Annotated in this window: 17 protein-coding genes; 6 read left to right on the forward strand and 11 right to left on the reverse strand. The window is 71.2% G+C overall.

Features of this window, described 5'->3' with window-relative positions:
* Window positions 1–35 precede the first annotated feature (35 nt).
* Window positions 36–542, forward strand: coding sequence for a DUF2165 domain-containing protein (locus ABTY98_RS10275; protein WP_352220432.1), 507 nt, complete (start codon window positions 36–38; stop codon window positions 540–542).
* Window positions 543–553: 11 nt separating this feature from the next.
* Here ABTY98_RS10275 and ABTY98_RS10280 read toward each other — a convergent pair whose 3' ends face one another.
* From ABTY98_RS10280 to ABTY98_RS10290, 3 genes are all read right to left on the reverse strand, one after another.
* Complete coding sequence (locus ABTY98_RS10280; RefSeq protein WP_352220433.1) at window positions 554–1,123, reverse strand: hypothetical protein; 570 nt, start codon at window positions 1,121–1,123, stop codon at window positions 554–556.
* 88 nt (window positions 1,124–1,211) lie between these two features.
* Window positions 1,212–3,800 carry a bifunctional FO biosynthesis protein CofGH gene (locus ABTY98_RS10285; protein WP_352220434.1) on the reverse strand — a complete coding sequence of 863 codons (2,589 nt, stop codon included), beginning with the start codon at window positions 3,798–3,800 and terminating at the stop codon, window positions 1,212–1,214.
* A 464-nt stretch (window positions 3,801–4,264) separates the two neighbouring features.
* On the reverse strand, window positions 4,265–5,110 hold the full coding sequence (locus tag ABTY98_RS10290) for an LLM class F420-dependent oxidoreductase (protein WP_352220435.1): 846 nt from the start codon (window positions 5,108–5,110) through the stop codon (window positions 4,265–4,267).
* Between the two features lie 166 nt (window positions 5,111–5,276).
* Here ABTY98_RS10290 and ABTY98_RS10295 point away from each other — a divergent pair, with 166 nt between their 5' ends.
* Entirely contained in the window at window positions 5,277–6,788 is a 1,512-nt protein-coding gene (locus ABTY98_RS10295) for a CehA/McbA family metallohydrolase (protein ID WP_352220436.1), read from the forward strand.
* Between the two features lie 318 nt (window positions 6,789–7,106).
* Here ABTY98_RS10295 and ABTY98_RS10300 read toward each other — a convergent pair whose 3' ends face one another.
* Window positions 7,107–7,613: an ester cyclase gene (locus ABTY98_RS10300; RefSeq protein ID WP_352220503.1), complete on the reverse strand. Its 507-nt coding sequence runs from the start codon at window positions 7,611–7,613 to the stop codon at window positions 7,107–7,109.
* Between the two features lie 28 nt (window positions 7,614–7,641).
* On the opposite strand from ABTY98_RS10300, the gene ABTY98_RS10305 reads away from it, so the two are divergent.
* From ABTY98_RS10305 to ABTY98_RS10315, 3 genes are all read left to right on the forward strand, one after another.
* Window positions 7,642–8,547 carry a LysR family transcriptional regulator gene (locus ABTY98_RS10305; protein ID WP_352220437.1) on the forward strand — a complete coding sequence of 302 codons (906 nt, stop codon included), beginning with the start codon at window positions 7,642–7,644 and terminating at the stop codon, window positions 8,545–8,547.
* A gap of 194 nt (window positions 8,548–8,741) precedes the next feature.
* A complete protein-coding gene (locus tag ABTY98_RS10310; protein WP_352220438.1) occupies window positions 8,742–8,933 on the forward strand; it encodes a DUF397 domain-containing protein in 192 nt (63 codons plus the stop codon).
* 31 nt (window positions 8,934–8,964) lie between these two features.
* Window positions 8,965–9,351, forward strand: a complete 387-nt coding sequence (locus tag ABTY98_RS10315) for a nitroreductase family deazaflavin-dependent oxidoreductase (protein ID WP_352220439.1) — start codon at window positions 8,965–8,967, stop codon at window positions 9,349–9,351.
* A 7-nt stretch (window positions 9,352–9,358) separates the two neighbouring features.
* Here the strand turns inward: ABTY98_RS10315 and ABTY98_RS10320 are convergent, their stop codons facing one another.
* The 7 genes from ABTY98_RS10320 to ABTY98_RS10350 form a co-directional block, all read right to left on the reverse strand.
* Window positions 9,359–10,267: an NmrA family NAD(P)-binding protein gene (locus tag ABTY98_RS10320; RefSeq protein WP_352220440.1), complete on the reverse strand. Its 909-nt coding sequence runs from the start codon at window positions 10,265–10,267 to the stop codon at window positions 9,359–9,361.
* A 104-nt stretch (window positions 10,268–10,371) separates the two neighbouring features.
* A complete protein-coding gene (locus ABTY98_RS10325) occupies window positions 10,372–11,832 on the reverse strand; it encodes an aldehyde dehydrogenase family protein (protein ID WP_352220441.1) in 1,461 nt (486 codons plus the stop codon).
* The gene (locus tag ABTY98_RS10330; RefSeq protein WP_352220442.1) at window positions 11,829–13,550 is read right to left on the reverse strand and encodes an N-acyl-D-amino-acid deacylase family protein; all 1,722 of its coding nucleotides are present in this window, start codon (window positions 13,548–13,550) and stop codon (window positions 11,829–11,831) included. Before ABTY98_RS10330 ends, ABTY98_RS10325 begins: the two co-directional genes overlap by 4 nt.
* A 111-nt stretch (window positions 13,551–13,661) precedes the next feature.
* Entirely contained in the window at window positions 13,662–14,780 is a 1,119-nt protein-coding gene (locus ABTY98_RS10335) for an LLM class flavin-dependent oxidoreductase (RefSeq protein ID WP_352220443.1), read from the reverse strand.
* 97 nt (window positions 14,781–14,877) lie between these two features.
* Window positions 14,878–15,648, reverse strand: a complete 771-nt coding sequence (locus ABTY98_RS10340; RefSeq protein ID WP_352220444.1) for an SDR family NAD(P)-dependent oxidoreductase — start codon at window positions 15,646–15,648, stop codon at window positions 14,878–14,880.
* Between the two features lie 12 nt (window positions 15,649–15,660).
* Entirely contained in the window at window positions 15,661–16,605 is a 945-nt protein-coding gene (locus ABTY98_RS10345; RefSeq protein WP_352220445.1) for an LLM class F420-dependent oxidoreductase, read from the reverse strand.
* Window positions 16,602–17,840 (reverse strand): amidohydrolase family protein, encoded by a 1,239-nt coding sequence (locus ABTY98_RS10350; RefSeq protein WP_352220446.1) that lies wholly within the window; start codon window positions 17,838–17,840, stop codon window positions 16,602–16,604. The genes ABTY98_RS10345 and ABTY98_RS10350 overlap by 4 nt, the downstream gene beginning before the upstream one ends.
* A gap of 255 nt (window positions 17,841–18,095) precedes the next feature.
* On the opposite strand from ABTY98_RS10350, the gene afsR reads away from it, so the two are divergent.
* The gene (gene afsR, locus ABTY98_RS10355; protein ID WP_352220447.1) at window positions 18,096–21,047 is read left to right on the forward strand and encodes an SARP-family global regulator AfsR; all 2,952 of its coding nucleotides are present in this window, start codon (window positions 18,096–18,098) and stop codon (window positions 21,045–21,047) included.
* Window positions 21,048–21,168 lie beyond the last annotated feature (121 nt).

Genomic DNA, 21,168 nt, shown 5'->3' on the forward strand with positions numbered 1-21,168 from the left:
GCGTGTGAGTCGGCGAGGCGGGGAAGGACGGTGACATGTCCACCTCCCACGCGCCTCGTGCGCTCTCACTCGCCGCTGCCCTTCTCACCGGCACCGTCGCTCTCTACATCGCTCTCGTCGCCCTGGGGAACATCACCGACTTCGGTACCAACCAGGCGTTCGTCCAGCATGTGCTGGCGATGGACACGACGTTCAAGGACGACGATCTGATGTGGCGGGCCATCACCGACAAGGGGCTTGAGAACACCGCCTACATCGCCATCATCGTGTGGGAGACCGTCGCCGCGCTCGTGCTCATCGCCGGGACCGTGCTGTGGTTCCGGCGGGACAACGGGCTTGCGCGGCGCCTGTCCACCTACGGTCTGCTGATGCTCGTGCTGCTCTTCGGTGCCGGGTTCATCGCCATCGGCGGTGAGTGGTTCTCCATGTGGCAGTCCAAGACCTGGAACGGGCTGGACGCCGCGACCCGGGTACTGGTGCTCACCGGGATCGCGCTGATCGTCGTACAGCTGAGCCCTTCGCGCCGGGATCAGGACGCCTGAGCGACCGCCCGCTACTTCACGACCGTCACCTTGGTGTTCGGTTCCGTGCCGAACGTCCATAGCGCGGTGCCGTCCGCCTTGTGCATGCGGATGCCGCTGGTCTGCTTGCCCGCGGCGGGCGGCGGGGAGGAACCGTCGACCGCGTTGGAGAAGGCGATCGACAGCCCCGACTTCGCGGCGAAGTAGAGGATGTGCTCGATCTGGACGCCGTCCGAGCCGGTCGTGGACGACAGGGTCCTGGAGATCGTGTAGGTGCCGGGGTCGGGGCTCACCGTCCCCGGCCACACCGTGAACGTGCGGGTCGCCTTGTCGCTCGCGTCGACCGTCCACACCCGCTTGGCGCCGAGCGAGTAGACGATACGGCGGCCCGTGCCGGAGGCCGCCGGTATCTCGGGGGCCTTGGTCGGGCTCGGGGACACGGAGGGGTGGGCGCCCGCCGACGCGCTCGCCGACGGGCGGACCGCCGCGGCCGTGGGGTGCGGCCCCTTGTCGGCCTGTACGGCGAGGAGGACGACGGCCACCGTCGCCCCCGCCGTCAGACCGGTGACCCAGACCCAGGAGGGCAGCAGTCGGGCAGCCACGGGTACGCATCTCCTCCGTTATGAGGCCCCCTACGTATTCGCACAGGGGTCGGATCATCGTACTGTGCGCTGCCCGGCCGCTCGCCGCTCAGTCCAGCACCGGCAGCAGCTCCGGCAGGTGCCCGTCGGACGCCTCCGCCGCCCGCTGACGCTCCTCGGACACCTCGCCGTACACGGTCGTACGGGGCCTCGCCGGACGGCCGGCGGCCTCGGCCACGGCGATCAGGTCGCGGACCGACTTGTACGAGCCGTAGGAGGAGCCCGCCATACGGGAGATCGTCTCCTCCATCAGCGTGCCGCCGAGGTCGTTGGCGCCCGAGCGGAGCATCTCCGCCGCACCCTCCGTACCCAGTTTGACCCAGCTTGTCTGGATGTTCGGGATGTGCGGGTGCAGGAGGAGGCGGGCCATCGCCGTCACCGCCCGGTTGTCGCGCATGGTCGGGCCCGGGCGCGCGATGCCCGCGAGGTAGACGGGGGCGTTGGTGTGGATGAAGGGGAGGGTCACGAACTCCGTGAAGCCGCCGGTCCGCTGCTGGATGCGGGCCAGGGTGCGCAGGTGACCCAGCCAGTGGCGGGGCTGGTCGACATGGCCGTACATCATCGTGGAGGAGGAGCGGATGCCCACCTCGTGGGCGGTGGTGACGACCTCGATCCAGGTGGCGGTGGGGAGCTTGCCCTTGGTCAGGACCCACCTCACCTCGTCGTCCAGGATCTCCGCCGCCGTGCCGGGGATAGTGTCCAGGCCCGCCTCCTTCGCCGCGGTCAGCCACTCCCGGATCGACATGCCGGTGCGTGTCGCGCCGTTCACGACCTCCATCGGCGAGAAGGCGTGCACATGCATGCCGGGCACCCGTTCCTTCACCGCCTTCGCGATGTCGAAGTACGCCGTGCCGGGCAGGTCGGGGTGGATACCGCCCTGCATGCAGACCTCGACCGCGCCGACCTCCCACGCCTGCTGGGCCCGGTCGGCGACCTGGTCCAGGGAGAGGGTGTACGCGTCGGCGTCCGTGCGGCGCTGGGCGAAGGCGCAGAACCGGCAGCCGGTGTAGCAGACGTTGGTGAAGTTGATGTTGCGGGTGACGATGTAGGTGACGTCGTCACCGACCGCCGACCTGCGGACGTCGTCGGCGATCCTGGTCAGCGCGTCCAGTGCCGGGCCGTCCGCGTGGAGCAGGGCGAGGGCCTCGGTGTCCGTGAGCTTCGTGGGGTCGTCGGCCGCGGTCGCCAGGGCCTGGCGTACGTCGGTGTCGATGCGCTCGGGTGCCATGCCGGGGGCGGCCGCCTCGCGCAGGGCGCCCCAGTCGCCGTACACCTCGTCGAAGTCGTCGCGCCGGTCGGTCGTACGGCCCTCGGTGTCGATGGTGGTGTGCAGGTCGGTGCGGCCGGAGGCGGTGAAGACCTCCTCGGGCTCCTGCCACGGGTGGCCCTCGACGGCCGCGCCGGAGACCGCCAGGCCCGTCTCCGGGTCCGCCAGCGCGGCCACGTGCGGACGCAGCCGCGGGTCCAGCCAGGGCTCGCCGCGGCGCACGAACTCCGGGTACACACAGAGCCGTTCCCGCAGCTCGAAGCCCGCGGCGGCCGACTTCCGGGCCAGCTCCTCGATCTGCGGCCAGGGGCGTTCGGGGTTGACGTGGTCGATGGTCAGCGGGGAGACCCCGCCCCAGTCGTCGATGCCGGCCGCGATGAGGCGTTCGTACTCGCTGTCGACGAGGTTGGGCGGGGCCTGGATGTTGCCGGCCGGTCCCATGACGAGGCGGGCCACCGCGACCGCGGCGACCAGTTCGTCCAGTTCGGCGTCCGGCATGCCGCGCATCGCCGTGTCCGGCTTGGCGCGGAAGTTCTGGATGATCAGTTCCTGGATGCCGTGGTACGAGCGGGCCACGCGGCGCAGCGCGAAGAGGGACTCGGCCCGCTCCTCGTACGTCTCGCCGATGCCGATCAGGATGCCCGAGGTGAACGGGACCGAGGAACGGCCCGCGTCCTCCAGGACCCGCAGCCGGACGGCGGGTTCCTTGTCGGGGGAGCCGTGGTGCGGGCCGCCCGGCTCGGACCAGAGGCGGGTCGCGGTCGTCTCCAGCATCATGCCCATGGACGGGGCGACCGGCTTCAGCCGCTGGAAGTCGGTCCAGGACATCACGCCGGGGTTGAGATGTGGCAGCAGGCCGGTCTCCTCCAGGATGCGGATGGAGATGGCCCTGACGTAGGCGATCGTGTCGTCGTAACCGTGCGCGTCGAGCCACTCGCGCGCCTCCGGCCAGCGGTCCTCCGGCTTGTCGCCGAGGGTGATCAGGGCTTCCTTGCAGCCGAGGGCCGCACCCTTGCGGGCGATGTCGAGGACCTCGTCCGGGGACATGAACATCCCGTGCCCGTCCCGGCGGAGCTTGCCGGGGACGGTGACGAACGTGCAGTAGTGGCACTTGTCGCGGCACAGGCGGGTGAGGGGGATGAAGACGCTCTTCGAGTACGTGATGACACCCGGGCGGCCCGCTTGTTCCAGACCGGCGTCGCGCACCCGGGCGGCGGACGCGGCGAGGTCGTCGAGTGCCTCGCCGCGCGCCTGGAGCAGAACGGCGGCCTCGGAGACGTCGAGGGCGACACCGTCCCGGGCGCGTTTGAGGGCGCGACGCATGGAGTTCTCGGTGGGGCCGCCGGTTCCGGGGATCGCGGAAGTCGTCATTCTTTGAGCATACGTTCGGGCTGGGCGGTTTCAGTGGGGCCCGGGGGCGTGCTGCGCGTGGGCGACCGCGGGTGCGTTGTGGCTGGTCGCGCCCACGCGGCGGTGGCCGCACATCGACACGGTCCCGCGCCCCTGAAAGAAGGAGCGCCACAGTGTGCCCCTTCAGAGACGCGGGGAACCGCGCGAGCAACCACCTCCCGACCCGCGGCCGCGATGGCGTCCCGCTCGGTGTCCGCTCGGTGGTGTAGCCGATCAAGGCACCGGAATTCGCGGGCCGGGGGTGGTGACTCCGCCGAACCAGGCGTTCAACTCCCCTCAGCAGGGCGCCTCGTGGAAGGCCGTCTCCGCGGAGAGCGCCAGGGGCCTCGTACCGGAACACTTGACGCTTGATCCCCTACACCACGACGCGGGACACGACCGCGGCCGCCCACCGTCTCAGCCCGGCAGACGAGTCGGCGCCCCCCTCACAGGTACTGAGCACACGCGTCCAGCACGCCCAGCACCTCCCCCTCCCCCGCCGGCGGCAGCTGCACCACGACCTCCTCGATCCCCAGCTCGGCATAGTGCGCCAGCTTCCCCGCCGTCGGCTGCACCGCGTACGGCACCACCTGGAGCGCCCCCGGATCACGCCCCGCCTCGGCCCACACCCCCCGCAGCGCCGGCACCGACTCCGCCAGCCCGCGTCCCCCGATCGGCATCCACCCGTCGGCATACTCCGCGATGTGCGCGAACAGCTTCGGCCCCGCGGCCCCGCCGACCAGCGTGCGGGGCCCGACGACCGGCCCGCGCGGCTTCTGCGCCGGCTTGGGGAACGCGTGGCTCGCCCGTACGCCCCCGAACTCACCTTCGTAGGCGGTCGGTTCCGCCGTCCACAGCGCCCGCATCAGGGCCATCCGGTCCCGGGTCAGCTCCCGCCGGGTCCGCCACCGCACCCCGTGGTCCGCGGCCTCCTCGACGTTCCAGCCGAAGCCGACGCCGAGGGTGAAACGGCCGCCGGACAGGTGGTCGAGGGTCGCGATCTGCTTGGCGAGGTCGATCGGGTCGTGCTGGGCGACCAGGGTGATGCCGGTGCCGAGGCCGAGGCGTTCGGTGACGGCGGCGGCCTGGCCGAGGGCGACGAAGGGGTCGAGGGTGCGGCCGTACTCGCGGGGCAGGTCGCCGCCGGCCGGGTACGGGGTGGTCCGCTCGACCGGGATGTGCGTGTGCTCGGGCAGGTACAGCCCGGCGAAACCGCGGGCCTCCAGCTCACGGGCGAGCCGGACGGGGGTGATGGTCTCGTCGGTGAGGAAGATCGTGACGGCTATGCGCATGCCCCATCTGTACCGGGGGTGGCTCGACATGTCCATACCGACTGGTCGGCATCACGAGCCCCATCTTTCACACCGCTGCCCACACGGCTATGCACATGACATACGGATGCCTGTGGATTCCCTTCCCTTCCATGGGAGTTCACGTCGGGAGAGGAGAGTCGACGGCATGTGTGAGGACACGCACGGCATCGGCAGACGCGCGCTGTTCGTGACGGGCGCGGCGGCAGCCCTTACGTTGGGAACCGTGAGCTTCGCAGCGGCGGACGGTCAGGACCCGGGGACTCAGGAGACGGCGACGGTACGCGGCACGCTGCCGCCCGGCTGCCCCGACTTCGTGTACGTACCGGTCGAGGTACCCGCCGGCGTCCGGGAGATCAAGGTCTCCTACACCTACGACCGGCCGAGCGTCCCGGCCGGCACCACGGGCAACGCCCTCGACATCGGCCTCTTCGACCAGCACGGCACCGAGCTGGGCGGCAAGGGCTTCAGGGGCTGGTCGGGCGGGGCGCGCACGGAGTTCTTCGTCCGCGCCGACGACGCGACCCCCGGCTACCTTCCCGGCCCGGTCCACGCCGGCACCTGGTATGTCGCCCTCGGCCCCTACACGGTCGCCCCACAGGGCCTGGACTACGAGCTGACGATCACGCTGACGTACGGCGAACCCGGCACCCCCGTCCGGCCCGTGTACCCGCCGTCCCGTGCGAAGGGCCGGGGCCGGGACTGGTACCGGGGCGACTGCCACCTGCACTCCTGGTACTCCGACGGCCGCCGCACCCCGGCCGAGATCGCGGCGCTGGCCCGCGCGGCCGGCCTGGACTTCATCAACTCCTCCGAGCACAACACGCACGCGTCGCACGCGCACTGGGCCGACCAGGCCGGCGACGACCTGCTGATCATGCTCGGTGAGGAGATCACCACCCGCAACGGCCATGTCGTCGCCCTCGGCACCGACCCGGGCACCTTCGTCGACTGGCGCTACCGGGCCCGGGACAACCGGTTCGGCAGGTTCGCCCAGCAGATCCACAAGGCCGGCGGCCTGGTCGTACCGGCGCATCCGCACGCCACGTGTGTGGGCTGCGCCTGGAAGTTCGGGTTCGGGGACGCGGACGCGGTCGAGGTGTGGAACGGCCCCTACACCCCCGACGACGAGGTGGCCCTGAACGCCTGGGACGCCACGCTGGTCGCCTCGGTGCGTGACAACAAGGAATGGCTCCCGGCGATGGGCAACAGCGACGCGCACCGCGACCCGGACGCCGTCGGCGCGCCCCAGACGGTCGTCCTCGCCGACGACCTGACCCGCGAGGCCATCCAGGACGGCCTGCGCGCGGGCCGCTCCTACATCGCCGAGTCGAAGAACGTGTCGCTCACGTTCACGGCGACCGGCGGGCGCGGCGAGCAGGCCGGGATGGGCGAGCGGCTGAAGGTGGCCGCCGACACCCCGGTGACCGTCCGCCTGGAGGCCTCCGGCGCCCCGCGCTGCACGGTCCGCTTCATCACCGACGAGGGCGTCCTCCTCACCAGCGACCCGCTGCCGGTGGCCGGCTCGGGCGTGGTCGAGTGGCAGACGACCCCGCAGTACGCGGCCTACGTACGGGCGGAGTTGCGCCACGAGACGGCGGCGGGCCCGGTACCGGGGGCACTGGCGGCACTGACGAACCCGATCTTCCTGGGGCGTTGAGGCGGCACGTCGGCCGCGTCGGCCTCGTCCACCCCGAGGGCATGCCTTCGGCCAACGGCTACCACCACGCCGTGGTGGATCGGGCGCGCTGACCGCGATCTCCGGCCAGGTGCCGCTGGAGCAGATGATGCTGCAGCCGAGGGTGAGGAAGGCTTCGTGGACGGACGTCGTCGCGGATCTCCCAGCGGGTGCGCAGGCGACGCAACCAAGGAGCGGGAAGGTGGCTCCGTTGACGCTCCGATTTTCGCTGTTCGCCGTGCCGCTCACCGACATTCCCGCTCACGCCGCTGGTGGCCGGCCTCGCCCGAGGCCGCCCGGCTAGCTTCCTTCGGCGCCCAGCTGGCGCAAGAGACTGCGGTTGTCGGTGCGTACCCACTCCTCGATGAGGCGTCCCCGGTCGTCGAAGCGGAAGATGTTGATCAGGTCGAACACGATGCGTTTGCCGTTGGGCGGCAGCGGGCCGGCCGGTGACTGGGTGAACTCGCGGGCGAAGGTGCCTTCGATCCATGTCTGGCAAGCCAGGTGGTCACCTTCGGCCACCACGATGCCGCGCCGGATCGCCCGGTCGTCGAAGGCCTCGCGCACGGAGTCAAAGTAGGCGGTGAGCCCGGCGAAGTCGGACTCGAAGCCGTCCGGCCCGTGGAAGCGGAACTTCTCCGTGTCGAAGTACGTCGCGGCCTCGGCCGGATCCTCGCCCGACACCTCCAGCTCACCCGCGCGGATCAGTCGCGCCACGAGTTCGTTTCGATTGAATCGCTGTGTCATGTCACCAGCCTGCCCCGCCTCCAGCCATGCGGTCCAACGATGATTACGCACGATTTCCATGACGAACACGCATGTTAGATTCGCTACCATGGCCGAGTTCACCCTTGCGGGCCTCCGCGTCGTTCACCAGGTCGCCGCCGCGGGATCGTTCACTCGGGCCGCCGAGATGCTCGGCTACACACAGTCGGCCATCTCCCGCCAGGTCGCTGCCATGGAGGCGGCAGCCGGAGCACCGATCTTCGACCGCCGACGACGAGGCGCGGCGCTCACCCCGGCAGGCCAGGTGCTCGTCCGTCGCGCGACGGAGATCCTCGCCGACATTTCGGCGACCGAACTGGAACTCGCCGGTCTGCGTGACCGGCTCGCAGGCCGCCTCACGATCGGCGCCTACCCCACCGCCGCCATGGCGTTGGTCCCTCGAGCGATGGCGCAGGTGACGTCCGGTCATCCGGGTCTCGCCGTGATCCTGGCGGAGGCCTCGACGCCCGCCCTGCTCCGGCGACTGCAGATCGGCCGGCTGGACGTGGCGATCATCGGGGTCGGCCACGGCCTGCCGGACTACGACCTGAGCGAACTGAGGCAGACCACAGTGCTCCAAGGTGACCTTCTGGTGGCCGTCCCGGACACGCACCGGTTCGCGGGCCACGCCGGCATCACCGTGCCGGACCTTGCCCAGGAGCACTGGATCGCCGGGGACGAAGCGGCGGGCGAGCCGCAGTTCGGAGCCTGGCCGACCCTGCCGGACCCTCGCATCGCCCACACCGCGCGCAGCTGGTCGACACGCCTCGGCCTGGTCGCGGCCGGCCTGGGCATCACTGTCATCCCCGATGTGGCCCTACCGGCCCTGCCGACAGGTGTACGAGGCGTGGCCGTCACCGACAGCTCCTGGCCCGGACGTGCGACTGTCGCCGTGACCCGGCCACGCCCTTCCGCTCAGGCACAGGCGATGGTGACAGCCCTGCAGAATCAGGCCGCCTGTCTCCACAACGCCTGACTCCGGGCAGGAAGGGCTCGACCAGATCCAACTTCCGGGACAGCGCCTAGTCACAGGTGTCCTTCAGGCGTTTACGCGTGGTCAACGCGGGTGTATTCCACGGACGGCGGACGTCGTCGAAGCCACTGCCCTCAGCCCCGAGAAGTCCCGGGACCTGATCCACGCCATCACCCAGAACCTTTGAAGGAGCCGGTATGTCCACGCGCCGCTGGCGGAAGCCGTCGTACTGCCAGGAAGGCGAGGCCTGCGCCCACATATCCACCACTCCCGCCTCCCCCACCTCCGTCCACATAGCCGACGCCGACCCGCCCCGGACCGTCGTCACCGTCAGCGCCGTGGCCTTCGTGGCCCTGCTCGACCAGGTGAAGTCCGCCGACGGACGGTGAGGCCGTGGCCCGCCTCGGAAACAGAGGAACCATGTCAGATCGCAGATTCCGTATGACCACCGCCTTCCAGCGGCACATCGCCAACCCGTTGACCCGGCTTCTCCCCTTCCAGACCCTCCTGGAGACCACCGGGCGTACCTCGGGGCTGCCCCGCCGGACACCGCTCGGTGGTCGGCGGGTCGGCGGCTCCTTCTGGCTGGTGTCGGAGTTCGGCGAACACTCCCAGTACGTCCGCAACATCAAGGCCGACCCGAGGGTGCGGGTCCGCATCGGGGGCAAGTGGCACTCGGGCACGGCCCACCTCATGCCCGACGACGACCCGGTGGCCCGCCTGCGCACCCTGCCCCGGGGCAACAGCGCGGCCGTACGGCTGCTGGGGACGAACCTGCTGACGGTACGGGTGGACCTGGACGGCTGAGCGTGGGTCAGTCCGGCAGGGCTTCGAGCAGGCTGTCGAAGCCCGAGGGCGGGCGGCCCAGGAGTTCCCTCACATCGTCGGTCGCCCGGTCGTAGCGGTTCTCGCCGTGCAGTCGGGCCATCGTGGCGATGTGGGCGAAGACATGCGGCGGCAGGCCCAGCGGCTTGAGGTCGCGCTCGACCCATTCGTCGTACGGCACGTCGACGTACGTCACGGTGCGTCCCAGCGCGGCGGAGAACTCGGCGGCAATCGCGGTCATGTCGCGGGAGGCGGCGCCGGTCAGTTCGTAGACCCGGCCGACCGGTGGTGAAGGGTCGAGCAGCAGTCGGGAGACCACCGCGGCCACGTCGCGGGCGGCCACCGGTGAGGTGCGTGCGCTGCCGAAGGGGAGGCGGATGGTGCCGTCACGTCGGACGGAGGCCACGGCGAGCATGCCGAAGAGAGGGTTCTCCATGAACACCGTCGGCCGGATGTGGACGACGGGCAGCCCGGACCAGTTGAGGACGTGTTCGGAGAGCCAGTGCAGTCGCTGCTGGTGCGACTCCGCGCTGCTGACGAGGTCCATCTGGGAGACGGTCATCTGTGACATGTGCACCAGCAGTGCAAGCCGTCCGCCCTCAAGGGCCGCCGCCGCCACGGTCGCCGCGGCCTCCAGGTAGTCGGGCGACGGGCTCATCCCGAAGTAGGCCCTGCGGCACCCCTCCAGGGCAACCACCACGTCCGCGCCACGGGTGAGGTCACCGACCACCACCTCGACGCCGTCGATGGCCCGCAGAGCGGTGGCACGGTCGTCGTCGCGGTGCACCAGGGCTCGCACCGGCACTCCCTGCCGGCGCAACTCCCTGACGACCGTACCGCCCACATTTCCGATGCCACCGGCGGCACCGGTGACCAGGATCGGATCAGCACTCGGCAAGGCGTCCTCCCGCAGTCGGCAACTCGCTCCGTCTTTCTACGGCACGGGGCCCGCCACCCGGCACGCCCCGGCCGCGGAGGCCACCCGCCAGGAGTAACCGCCCCTCACCCCGGCCAGACGATCGCCTGCACCTCGCTGTACGCGTGCAGGGCGTAGGAGCCGACGTCCCGGCCCACCCCGCTCTTCTTGAAGCCGCCGAAGGGGGCCTCCATGTTCCGGCCGACCGTGTTGATCCCGACGCCCCCCGCCCTCAGTCGCCGCGCCACCCGGAAGGCGCGGGCCACGTCCCCCGACCAGACGTAGTCGGTGAGGCCGTAGTCCGAGTCGTTGGCGAGGGCGATGCCCTCTTCCTCCTCGTCGAACGGGATGACGGAGACGACGGGGCCGAAGATCTCCTCGCGGGCCGCGCGCATCTCGTTGGTGCAGTCGGCGAGGAGGGTGGGAGTGAGGTAGAAACCCCGGTCCAGCGGCGGGCGTTCGCCACCGGCCAGCACCGTCGCGCCTTCCTTCCTCGCCACTTCGACGTACGACTCCACGCGCGCCCGGTGCCCGGCGGTGATCAGCGGTCCGACGACCGTGTCCGGTGCCGCCGGGTCGCCCACCTTCAACCGGCTCGCGTAGGCGGCGAGTTGGTCCACCAGCCGGTCGTACAGCCCCCGCTGCACCAGCACCCGCGTGGGTGCCGTACAGATCTGTCCGCTGTAGAAGGAGAAGGTGGTGCCGATTCCCGCCACCGCCGAGCCGACGTCCGCGTCCGCGAAGACGACCGCCGCGCCCTTTCCGCCCAGCTCCATCAGCTGCCGTTTCATGTCCCGCCCGCACACCTCGGCGATGCGCTGCCCGACGGCCGTGGATCCGGTGAAGCTCACCATGTCGACGTCGGGCGAGGCCACGGCAGCCTCGCCGACGCCGGTCGACCGGCCGGAGACGACGTTCACCACGCCCGGTGGGGCGCCCGCCGCCTCCAGTGCCTCCGCCATCCGGTAGACGGACAGGGGGTCCTGCGGGGCCGGTTTCACCACCACCGTGTTGCCCATCGCCAGCGCGGGCGCGACCTTGCCCGCCGGGTTGGCCCACGGGTTGTTGTAGGAGGTGATGCAACTGACCACTCCCACCGGCTGGCGCACGGCCAGCGCGCCCATCACGCCCGCCTTCCCCATCGGCCCGGCCTCGTTGATCTGCGGGGGGATCGCCCACTCGGACGGTTCGACGGTGGCGTAGCGCCGGAAGCGGGCCGTCGCCACCCCCACCTGCATCGCCCGGGCGGTCCCTGTCGTCGCGCCGGTCTCCGCCCGGGCCAGGTCTGCGTACTCCTTCAGCCGGCCCCGGATGATGTCGGCGGCCCGGCCGAGGACCGCCGCCCGTTCCGCCGCCGGCGTCCGCGACCAGCCGTCGAAGGCCTCCCGGGCGGCCGCGCAGGCGGCCAGGACCTGCTCCTCGGAGGCCTCGGGAGCCCAGCCGACGGTCCCCTCGGTCGCCGGGTCGACGACCTCGTAGTACCCGGCGTCGGGCTCGACCCACGCGCCCCCGACGAACAGCCGCTGCCCGTCCGCCGTATCGCTCACCGGGTGCTCACCGTCCGGGTGTCCCGCCCGGACCGCAGTACCTTTCCGGGTACGGCGCCGCTCACCACGTCGTCGCGGATGGCCTCGACGCCGTTCACCCAGACCGCACGTATCCCGATCGCCTTCGAGTCCAGGCGGGGACTGTCTCCCGGCAGGTCGTGGACCAGGGTGGCCTGGCCGGCGGCGATCCGCTCGGGGTCGAAGAGCACGAGGTCCGCATGCCAGCCCTCCGCGATCCGGCCGCGCTCGCGCAGCCCGAAGAGCCGGGCGGGATCGTCGGTCAGCATCTTGACCGCCCGTTCGAGTCCGAGCAGCTTCCGGCCGCGCAGACAGTCACCGATGAACCGGGTCGTGTACGGCGCCCCGCACATCCGGTCCAGGTGCGCCCCGGCGTCCGACCCGCCCAGCATCACGTCCTCGTGTTGCCAGGTCTCGGCGCGCAGCGCCCAGGAGGCGGGGTCGTTGTCGGTGGGCATGGGCCACAGGACCGTACGGACTTCGTCCGCCGCGCAGATCTCGACGAGGCAGTGGAAGGGGTCCTGCCCGCGTTCCGCCGCGATGTCCTTGACCACCCGGCCCGACAGCCCGGCGTTGGCCTCGCTGTAGGTGTCACCGATGACGTACCGCCCGAAGTTCGCGAGCCGCCGGAAGACACCGGCCTCCTTCGAGTGGGCGCGCTCCAGCATCTCCGCGCGGACGTCCGGGTCGCGGAGCTTCTCGATCCGCTCCGGTACCGGCAGCCCGAGGATCGGGCCCCACCCGGGGATCAGGTTCAGCGCGCAGAAGGTCCCGAGGGACATGTTCATCGGCGTGAGGATCGGCATGGTCAGCGCCACGACCCGGCCGCCCGCCTTCCGGGCCCGCTCACTGGCCTGGAGCTGGCGGGGGACGCGTTCGGGCACGGCCGCGTCGATGGTCAGCACGTTCCAGTTCAGGGGCCGCCCCGCCGCCGCGCTCATGTCTGCGAACAGTTCGATCTCGGCGTCGCTGAACTGGTCGAGGCAGCCGGCGACGATCGCCTCGATCTGGGTGCCCTCGTGTTCCCCGACGGCCCTCGAGAGGGCCAGCAGTTCCTCGGGGCGGGCGTGCCGGGAGGCGACCGGCTGTCCGTCGCCGTCCGAGTGGGTGGAGGACTGGGTGGTGGAGAGGCCCCAGGCGCCCGCGTCCATGGCCTCGTGCAACAGCCGTACGATCGCAGTGAGTTGCTCCTCGCTGGGCTGCCCGCCGACCGCATCCGGGCCCATCACGTACCGGCGCAGGGCACAGTGCCCGACCATGAACCCGGCGTTGACGGCGATCCGCCCTTCGAGCGCGTCGAGATAGTCCCCGAAGCCGGTCCAGCTCCAGGGCGCCCCTTCCTCCAGGGCGACCAGCGACATGCCCTCGACCTTGGACATCATGCGGCGGGTGTAGTCGGCGTCCCCCGGCTTCAAGGGGGCGAGGGTGAACCCGCAGTTCCCGGCGGCGACGGTCGTGACACCGTGGTTGAGGGAGGGGGTCGCGTACGGGTCCCAGAAGAGCTGTGCGTCGTAGTGGGTGTGGGGGTCGACGAAACCGGGGGCGAGGACGAGCCCGGCGGCGTCCTCGACGGTGCGGGAATCCTCGGTGACGGTTCCGACGACGGCGATACGACCGTCCCGGATACCGACGTCGGCGGTGAACGCGGGTGCACCCGTCCCGTCGACGACGGTCGCGCCCTTGATGAGGTGATCAAGCATGGGGCTCCCTTTTCAACTCCGGTACGGAAAAGGGGCGCGGGACTGCATCGATGTGCGGCTCCGCCGCGTGAGCGCGACCAGCCACAGCGCACCCGCACCCCGCAACGGCGATTACGCGGCACCCCGGAACCGGGTCGTCCGGTGCACCGGATCCGTGTCGATCTTCGGAATGACGTGCTCCCCGATCAGCCGGATCGTCTGCAGCGTCTCCTCCTTCGGCACCCCCACCGGCAGCCCGAAGCTCAGCTGGTCCGCGCCCGCCTGCTCCCACCGCTTGCACTGCCGCAGCACCTCGTCCGGATCGCCGCAGATCAGCAGTTCCTCCTCGACGAGCAGCTCCACGAACTCCGGTGTGTACTCGGGCAGCGTCTCCGGCCACACCGGGAAGCCCTCGGGCCGCGGGAACGTGTCGTGGTACCGGAACACCAGCGACGGAAGGTAGTGCAGCCCCCCGGACGCGGCGATCCGGATCGCCTCGTCATGCGTCGGCGCGCAGATCGCCGTCGTCGTCACCATGACGTTGTCGTTGACGAAGTCACCCACCGGCTCCGCGTTCACGATCGCCGTCTTGTACTGCTCGAGCACCCACTCCATGTCGGAGACCTTCTGGATGCTGAACCCGAGGACACCGAGCCCCTTCTTCGCCGCCATGGCGTACGACGGCGGCGACCCGGCCGCGTACCACATCGCCGGGTGGGACCTGCCGTACGGCTTCGGCAGTACCTTCCGCGGCGGCAGCTGCCAGTGCTTGCCCTGGAAGCCGGCGTACTCGTCCTGGAGCCACATCTTGGGGAACTCGGCGATGGTCTCCTCCCAGATCTCCTTGGTGTAGTTCATGTCGGTGATGCCCGGCAGGAACCCGAGGATCTCGTGGGAGCCGGCGCCGCGTCCGCTGCCGAACTCGAAGCGGTTGCCGGTGAGGTGGTCGAGCATGGCGACCTTCTCGGCGACCTTCACCGGGTGGTTGACCTGGGCGAGGGGGTTGAAGATGCCGGAGCCGAGGTGGATGCGCTCGGTCGCGTGCGCGAGGTAGCCCAGGAAGACGTCGTTCGCCGACAGGTGCGAGTACTCGTCCAGGAAGTGGTGCTCGGAGGCCCAGGCGTACTTGAAGCCGGACTTGTCCGCCTGGATGACGTACTCGGTCTCCTCCATCAGTGCCTTGTGCTCGGCCAGCGGGTCGGTCTCGGCGCGCTTGCCCACGTATCCCTGTACAAAGAGCCCGAATTCCAAGGCGGTTCACCGTCCCATATTCTCTGACGCTCCGTCAGATACCGTCGTTGGCCGACTGTCGCACCGGCCGCTTCCGCCGTCAATACCTGATAGCCCGTCAGATTATCGAGACCCCGGCCAGCCAGCCCCCGTCGATCACGAACGGCTGCCCGGTGATGTACGACGAGTCGTCCGAGGTCAGGAACAGCGCCAGCCTGGCCACCTCCTCCGCCCGTCCGATCCGGCCCAGCGGCACCAGCTTGCGGTACAGCTCGTCCAGGGCCCGGCTCATCTCCTCCGGGTCGGCGGTCGGGTCGAGCCGCGCCGGGTTGGACATCGCGGTGTCGATGGCGCCCGGGCAGATCGCGTTGACGCGTATCCGCCGGTCGGCCAGTTCCAGTGCGGCGACCCTGGTGAGCCCGAGCACCGCGTGCTTGGTCGCCGCGTAGGTGCCGACCGCCGCCATGCCGGTGAGCGCGGTGTAGGACGCCGTGTTGACGATGGTCCCGCCGTCGGCCAGCTCCGGCGCCACCGTCTTCATGCCCAGGAAGCAGCCGACCTGGTTCACCTGCACGACCTGCATGAACTCGTCGAGGGGCGTGTCCACGAGCGCGTTGAACCGCAGGATGCCCGCGTTGTTCACCAGCCCGTCGAGCCGGCCGTACGCCTGCTTCGTGGCGGCGACGGCGGCCTGCCACTCCTCCTCCACGCCCACGTCCAGGTGGACGTAACGCGCCCCGATCTCCTTGGCGAGCGCCTCGCCCAGGTCGTCCAGCACATCCGCCACGACCACGCTCGCGCCCTCCTCGACGAAGAGCCGCGCCTCCTGCTCGCCCTGTCCGCGCGCCGCCCCGGTGACGATGACGACCCGCCCGTCCAGCTTGCCCATGCCACCCGCTCCTCAGCTCAGACGGGGCGCGACGTCCGCCCCGAACATGCCTATCTGGTCGATGAGTTCGGCCCGGCTCCGGCTGCGGAACCGCACCTGGATCTGGTGCACGCCCATCTCGGCGTAGGCCCTCAGCGACTCGGCGAGGGCCTCGGGGGTGCCGCTGAGGGTGCGGCGGCCGACGTCCCACTTCGGTGTGCCGACGTAGAGCGGCTCGGTGATCGCGCCGATGGTCAGGGGCTCCATGCCGCATCCAACAGCGGCTCCGCCGCGGGCGGCCTCCTCGCGCAGCCGCCGCAGCCGGGCGATCTGGTCGGGCAGCCGGTCCCTGGGGTCGCCCTGCGGCAGCCAGCCGTCGCCCTTGAGCGCGGCCCGGCGTACGGCGGCCGGTGACGAGCCGCCGACCCACACGGGCACCCGGCGCTGGGCGGGACGGGGCCGCTGCCCCAGTCCCTCGAAGTCGTAGAACTTCCCGTGGTGGGTGGGGAACTCGTCGGGGCCGAGGGCGGCGCGCAGCGCGTCGATCGCCTCGTCCAGGACCGCGCCCCGCTGCCCGAAGTCCACGCCCAGCACCTCGAACTCCTCCCGCACATGCCCCGCCCCGACCCCGAGGATCAGGCGGCCGCCGGAGAGGTGGTCCAGGGTCGCGTACTGCTTGGCGGAGAGGAGGGGGTGCCGCAGGCCCACGACGGCGACGTGACTGAGCAGCCGTACCCGCTCGGTCACGGCGGCCAGGTGGGCGAGGGTGGCGACCGGGTCGTACCAGACCGTGCTCATCGCGGGGGCGAGCCGGTGCGGGATCGCCACATGGTCGCAGACGGCGAGGTAGGCGAAGCCGGCCCGGTCCACGGCACGGGCAATCTCGACCAGGTCCTCGGCGCCCGCGGCCGCCTCCCATTCCTCGGCGTAGATCGTGGACTGGGACTGGACGGGGAGCTGGATGCCGTAGTCGGTCACTTCGGACCGCCGTCCCAGAGGCCCTCCGGGGTCAGGCCCAGCAGGTCGATGGCGTTGCCGCGGACAATCCGCCGGATCACGTCCGGGGCCAGGTGGCCCATCTGGGCCTCGCCGACCTCCCGTGACTTCGGCCAGGTGGAGTCGGAGTGGGGGTAGTCGGTCTCGTACAGCACGTTGCCCAGGCCGATCGCGTCGAGGTTCTGCAGGCCGAAGGCGTCGTCGAAGAAGCAGCCGTAGACGTGCTCGGCGAAGAGTTCGGAGGGCGGCCGGGTGACCTTGTCGGCGACGCCGCCCCAGGCGCGGTTCTCCTCCCAGACGACGTCGGCGCGCTCCAGGATGTAGGGGATCCAGCCGATCTGGCCCTCCGCGTACATCACCTTCAGGTTGGGGAAGCGCTCGAACTTGCCGCTCATCAGCCAGTCGACCATCGAGAAGCAGCAGTTGGCGAAGGTGATCGTCGAGCCCACGGCCGGTGGGGCGTCGGCGGAGGTGGAGGGCATACGGCTGCTGGAGCCGATGTGCATGGCGACGACCGTGCCGGTCTCGTCGCAGGCGGCGAGGAAGGGGTCCCAGTCGTCGGTGTGGACGGAGGGGAGCCCGAGGTGCGGGGGGATCTCGGAGAAGGCGACGGCGCGGACGCCCCGGGCCGCGTTGCGGCGGACCTCCGCGGCCGCCAGTGCGGCGTCCCACAGGGGGATGAGGATGAGGGGGATGAGCCGGCCCTGGGCCAGTGGGCCGCACCACTCCTCCACCATCCAGTCGTTGTAGGCCTGGACACAGAGCAGGGCCAGTTCGCGGTCCTTGGCCTCGGTGAAGGTCTGCCCGCAGAAGCGGGGGAAGGTCGGGAAGCAGAGGGCGGACTGGACGTGGTTGACGTCCATGTCGGCGAGCCGCTGCGGGACGTCGTACGACCCCGCCCGCATCTGCTCGTAGGTGATCACCTCCAGCTTGATCTCGTCCCGGCTGTAGCCGACCGCGGTGTCGAGGCGGGTGAGGGGGCGGTGCAGGTCCTCGTATATCCACCAGTCGCCTGTGGGGCCGTCCTCCCCCGGCTTGCCCATGACCGGCTTGAACCGGCCGCCGAGGAAGCTCATCTCCCTGAGCGGGGCCCGGACTATGCGTGGCCCCGTGTCCAGGTACTTCTTCGGGAGGCGGGACTGCCAGACGTCCGGCGGCTCCACGGTGTGGTCGTCGACGGAGATGATCAGCGGAAGGGTGCCGTCCTGGGTGTCCATGGCGCTCACGGTAGCGCCGATCTGACGAACCGTCAGCTAGGGGGTGACGGTTCGTCAGGCAGTCGTCGACGGTCCGCCGGGGCGGGACGCGGAAACGTTCCGTCACGGACCGGGCCTCCTCACGGAGGCCACCGGGCTGTGAAGGGTATGTGGACCACCGCGTGTCGGCCTGTGATCGGTGTCTCGCCAGGCTGACGCGACTCCCGTGAACAAGGCAAACTGACGGAGTGGATCGGGATGTCTAGGGGGACGGGCATGGACGGTGGACCGCGGGTACCGGAGCAGCGGCGCCCCTCCTCCTCTGCGGAGGCGGCGGCGTTGCGCTTCAGTGTGCTCGGTCCGGTGCGCGCCTGGCACGAGGGGCAGCCGCTCAACACCGGCTCCCCGCAGCAACGCGCGCTGCTCGCCGCCCTGTTGCTGCGCGAGGGCCGCACGGCGACCGCGGCCGAGCTGATCGACGCGCTGTGGGGCCCCGAGCCGCCGTCGCAGGCGCTGGCGGCGGTGCGGACGTACGCGTCCCGGCTGCGGAAGATCCTGGACCCGGGCGTCCTGGTCAGCGAGTCCGGCGGCTACGCGGTGCGCGGCCTCGGCGAGGGCGCCCTGGACCTGGCGGTGGTGCAGGACCTGGCGGCGGAGGCGGAGAAGGCGCGGAGCGCCGGGGATCTGGCCCACGCCCGGGACGTGCTGAACCAGGCGCTGTCCCGCTGGGACGGCGAAGCGCTGGCCGGCGTCCCCGGCCCGTACGCCGAGGCCCACCGGGTCCGCCTGGACGAGTGGCGGCTCCAACTCCTCGAATCCCGCCTGGACATGGACCTGGAGCAGGGCTGCCACGCGGAGGCGGTGTCGGAGCTGACGGCACTGACGGCGGCCCATCCGCTCCGCGAGCGCCTGCGTGAACTGCTGATGCTGGCCCTGTACCGCAGCGGCCGGCAGGCCGAGGCCCTCGCCGTGTACGCCGACACGCGCCGCCTGCTCGCCGAGGAACTGGGCGTGGACCCGCGTCCGGGCCTGCGCGAACTCCAGCAACGCATCCTCCAGGCCGACCCGGCCCTGGCGGAACCCTCCTCCCCCACGGCGGACCCCCCGGCCACCCTCGTCCGCCCCGCCCAACTCCCCGCCACCGTGCCCGACTTCACCGGACGGGCCGCCTCCGTCACCGAACTGGGCGAGGTGCTGGCGTCGGCGGAGGGCCGGGTGATGGCCGTGTCGGCGCTGGCCGGCATCGGCGGCGTGGGCAAGACCACCCTGGCCGTCCATGTGGCCCACCGGGCCCGATCGGCCTTCCCGGACGGCCAGTTGTACGTCGACCTGCAGGGCGCGGGGCCCCGGGCGGCGGAACCGGAGACGGTCCTGGGCTCCTTCCTCCGCGCCCTGGGCACCCCGGACTCCGCCATCCCCGACACCCTGGACGACCGGGCGGCCCTGTACCGCTCGGTCCTGGACGGCCGCCGGGTCCTGGTCCTCCTGGACAACGCGAAGGACGCGGCCCAGGTACGTCCGCTGCTGCCGGGCACCGAGGGCTGTGCGGCGCTGGTCACCTCCCGGGTCCGGATGGTCGACCTGGCCGGGGCGCATCTGGTGGACCTGGACGTGATGTCCCCCGACGAGGCGCTCCAGCTCTTCACGAGGATCGTCGGCGAGGAGCGGGTGGCCGCCGAGCGGGAGGCGGCCCTGGACGTGGTGGCCGCGTGCGGCTTCCTGCCGCTGGCGATCCGCATCGCCGCGTCCCGGCTCGCGGCCCGCCGCACCTGGACGGTCTCGGTGCTGGCGGCGAAGCTCGCGGACGAACGCCGCCGCCTGGACGAACTCCAGGCCGGCGACCTGGCGGTGAAGGCGACCTTCGAACTCGGCTACGGCCAGCTGGAACCGGCCCAGGCCCGCGCCTTCCGCCTGCTGGGCCTGGCGGACGGCCCGGACATCTCCCTGGCGGCTGCCGCGGCCGTACTCGACCTGCCGGCAGAGGCGACCGAGGACCTGCTGGAGTCCCTGGTCGACACGTCGCTGCTCGAATCGGCGGCTCCTGGCCGCTACCGCTTCCACGACCTGGTCCGCCTCTACGCGCGTGCGTGCGCGGAACGCGACGAACAGCCCCCGAGTGAACGGGAGGCGGCGCTGTCCCGGTTGCTGGACTTCTATCTGGCGACGGCGGCCGGGGTCTACGCCCTGGAGCGGCCAGGTGACCGGCTGGTGGACCACCTGGCCACGCCCGACCACCCCGGGCTGGTCTTCGCGGACCGGCACCGGGCGCAGGACTGGCTGTACGCGGAAGCGGTGTCCCTGCTGGCGTGCGTACGGCAGTCCGCGGGCTCGGGACTCCTCACGCGGGCGGTCGACGTGCTGTGGGCCGCGGTGGACCTGGCCGAGTCCGGCACCAACTCCAAGGAGTACGCCCAAGTCGCCGCGGCACTGCGCGAGGCGGCACGCAGGGCCGAGGACCCGCACGCGGAGGCACGGGCCCTGATCACGCTGGCCTACGCCCACAGCGTCACCGGCCGGTTCGACCTGGCCGACGAGGAGGCCGGGCGGGCCCGCGAACTGACGAGCGCGTCCGTCGATCCGCTGGCGAGCTGCTGGTCGTCCAACATCCTCGGGGTGATCGCGGTCTACCAGAGCCGCAACGAGGACGGCGAGGCCCATCTCAACCAGGCGATCGAGGGTTTCCGCGCCTGCGACGACCGCCCGGGCGAGGCGAGTGCCCTGTGCAACCTCTCCCGCATCCATCTGGCCACCGGGCGGACCGAGAGCGCGGTGGCCCTGGCCCGGCAGGGCACGGAAATGTACGACGCCATGGGGCACGCCCTCAAGGGCGCCAACGGCCGCTACGCCCTCGGCCTCGCCCTGACCAAGCACGGCGCGCTCTCCGAGGCGACCGCCCGGTTGCAGGAGGCTCTGGAGGTGTTCCGGGACAGCCGCCAGCGCATGTGGGAGGGCATGTCCCTGTTCCGTCTGGCCGAGGTCGACCTCGCCGCGCCGCGTCCGGGGCAGGCCGCCACCAACGCCGAGGCGGCCCTGACCGTGCTGCGCGGCATCGGCGGCGACTGGCGGCGGGCCAACGTGCTGGTGGTGCTCGGGCACGCGTTGAGCGGCATCGGGCAGCCCGGCCGGGCCCAGGTCTGCTGGCGCGAGGCACTGGACCTGTTCGAGACGCTGGGCGCTCCCGAGGCCGGCCCGGTCCGGGCCCTCCTCCAGCCGCTCGCCGTGACCTGAGTCCGCCCTCGGGAGCGTTCATCGTTCGTTTATCGCCGTCCGTCACTCTCGTCCTGTCGTTCCGTCGCGTCGGGGGGCAGGCGGGCGACCTGGGCCGTTGCACTACGGTGAGCGGTCACAA

Source organism: Streptomyces sp. NPDC096040 (assembly GCF_040303265.1).
Classification (GTDB): domain Bacteria; phylum Actinomycetota; class Actinomycetes; order Streptomycetales; family Streptomycetaceae; genus Streptomyces.

Bases quoted from the DNA above. Each gene is read 5' to 3' on its own strand.
- ABTY98_RS10275 (WP_352220432.1), top strand. From the start codon at position 36: ATGTCCACCTCCCACGCGCCTCGTGCGCTCTCACTCGCCGCTGCCCTT.
- ABTY98_RS10285 (WP_352220434.1), bottom strand. From the start codon at position 3,800: ATGACGACTTCCGCGATCCCCGGAACCGGCGGCCCCACCGAGAACTCC.
- ABTY98_RS10290 (WP_352220435.1), bottom strand. From the start codon at position 5,110: ATGCGCATAGCCGTCACGATCTTCCTCACCGACGAGACCATCACCCCC.
- ABTY98_RS10295 (WP_352220436.1), top strand. From the start codon at position 5,277: ATGTGTGAGGACACGCACGGCATCGGCAGACGCGCGCTGTTCGTGACG.
- ABTY98_RS10300 (WP_352220503.1), bottom strand. From the start codon at position 7,613: ATGGAAATCGTGCGTAATCATCGTTGGACCGCATGGCTGGAGGCGGGG.
- ABTY98_RS10305 (WP_352220437.1), top strand. From the start codon at position 7,642: ATGGCCGAGTTCACCCTTGCGGGCCTCCGCGTCGTTCACCAGGTCGCC.
- ABTY98_RS10310 (WP_352220438.1), top strand. From the start codon at position 8,742: ATGTCCACGCGCCGCTGGCGGAAGCCGTCGTACTGCCAGGAAGGCGAG.
- ABTY98_RS10315 (WP_352220439.1), top strand. From the start codon at position 8,965: ATGTCAGATCGCAGATTCCGTATGACCACCGCCTTCCAGCGGCACATC.
- ABTY98_RS10330 (WP_352220442.1), bottom strand. From the start codon at position 13,550: ATGCTTGATCACCTCATCAAGGGCGCGACCGTCGTCGACGGGACGGGT.
- ABTY98_RS10340 (WP_352220444.1), bottom strand. From the start codon at position 15,648: ATGGGCAAGCTGGACGGGCGGGTCGTCATCGTCACCGGGGCGGCGCGC.
- ABTY98_RS10350 (WP_352220446.1), bottom strand. From the start codon at position 17,840: ATGGACACCCAGGACGGCACCCTTCCGCTGATCATCTCCGTCGACGAC.
- afsR (WP_352220447.1), top strand. From the start codon at position 18,096: ATGGACGGTGGACCGCGGGTACCGGAGCAGCGGCGCCCCTCCTCCTCT.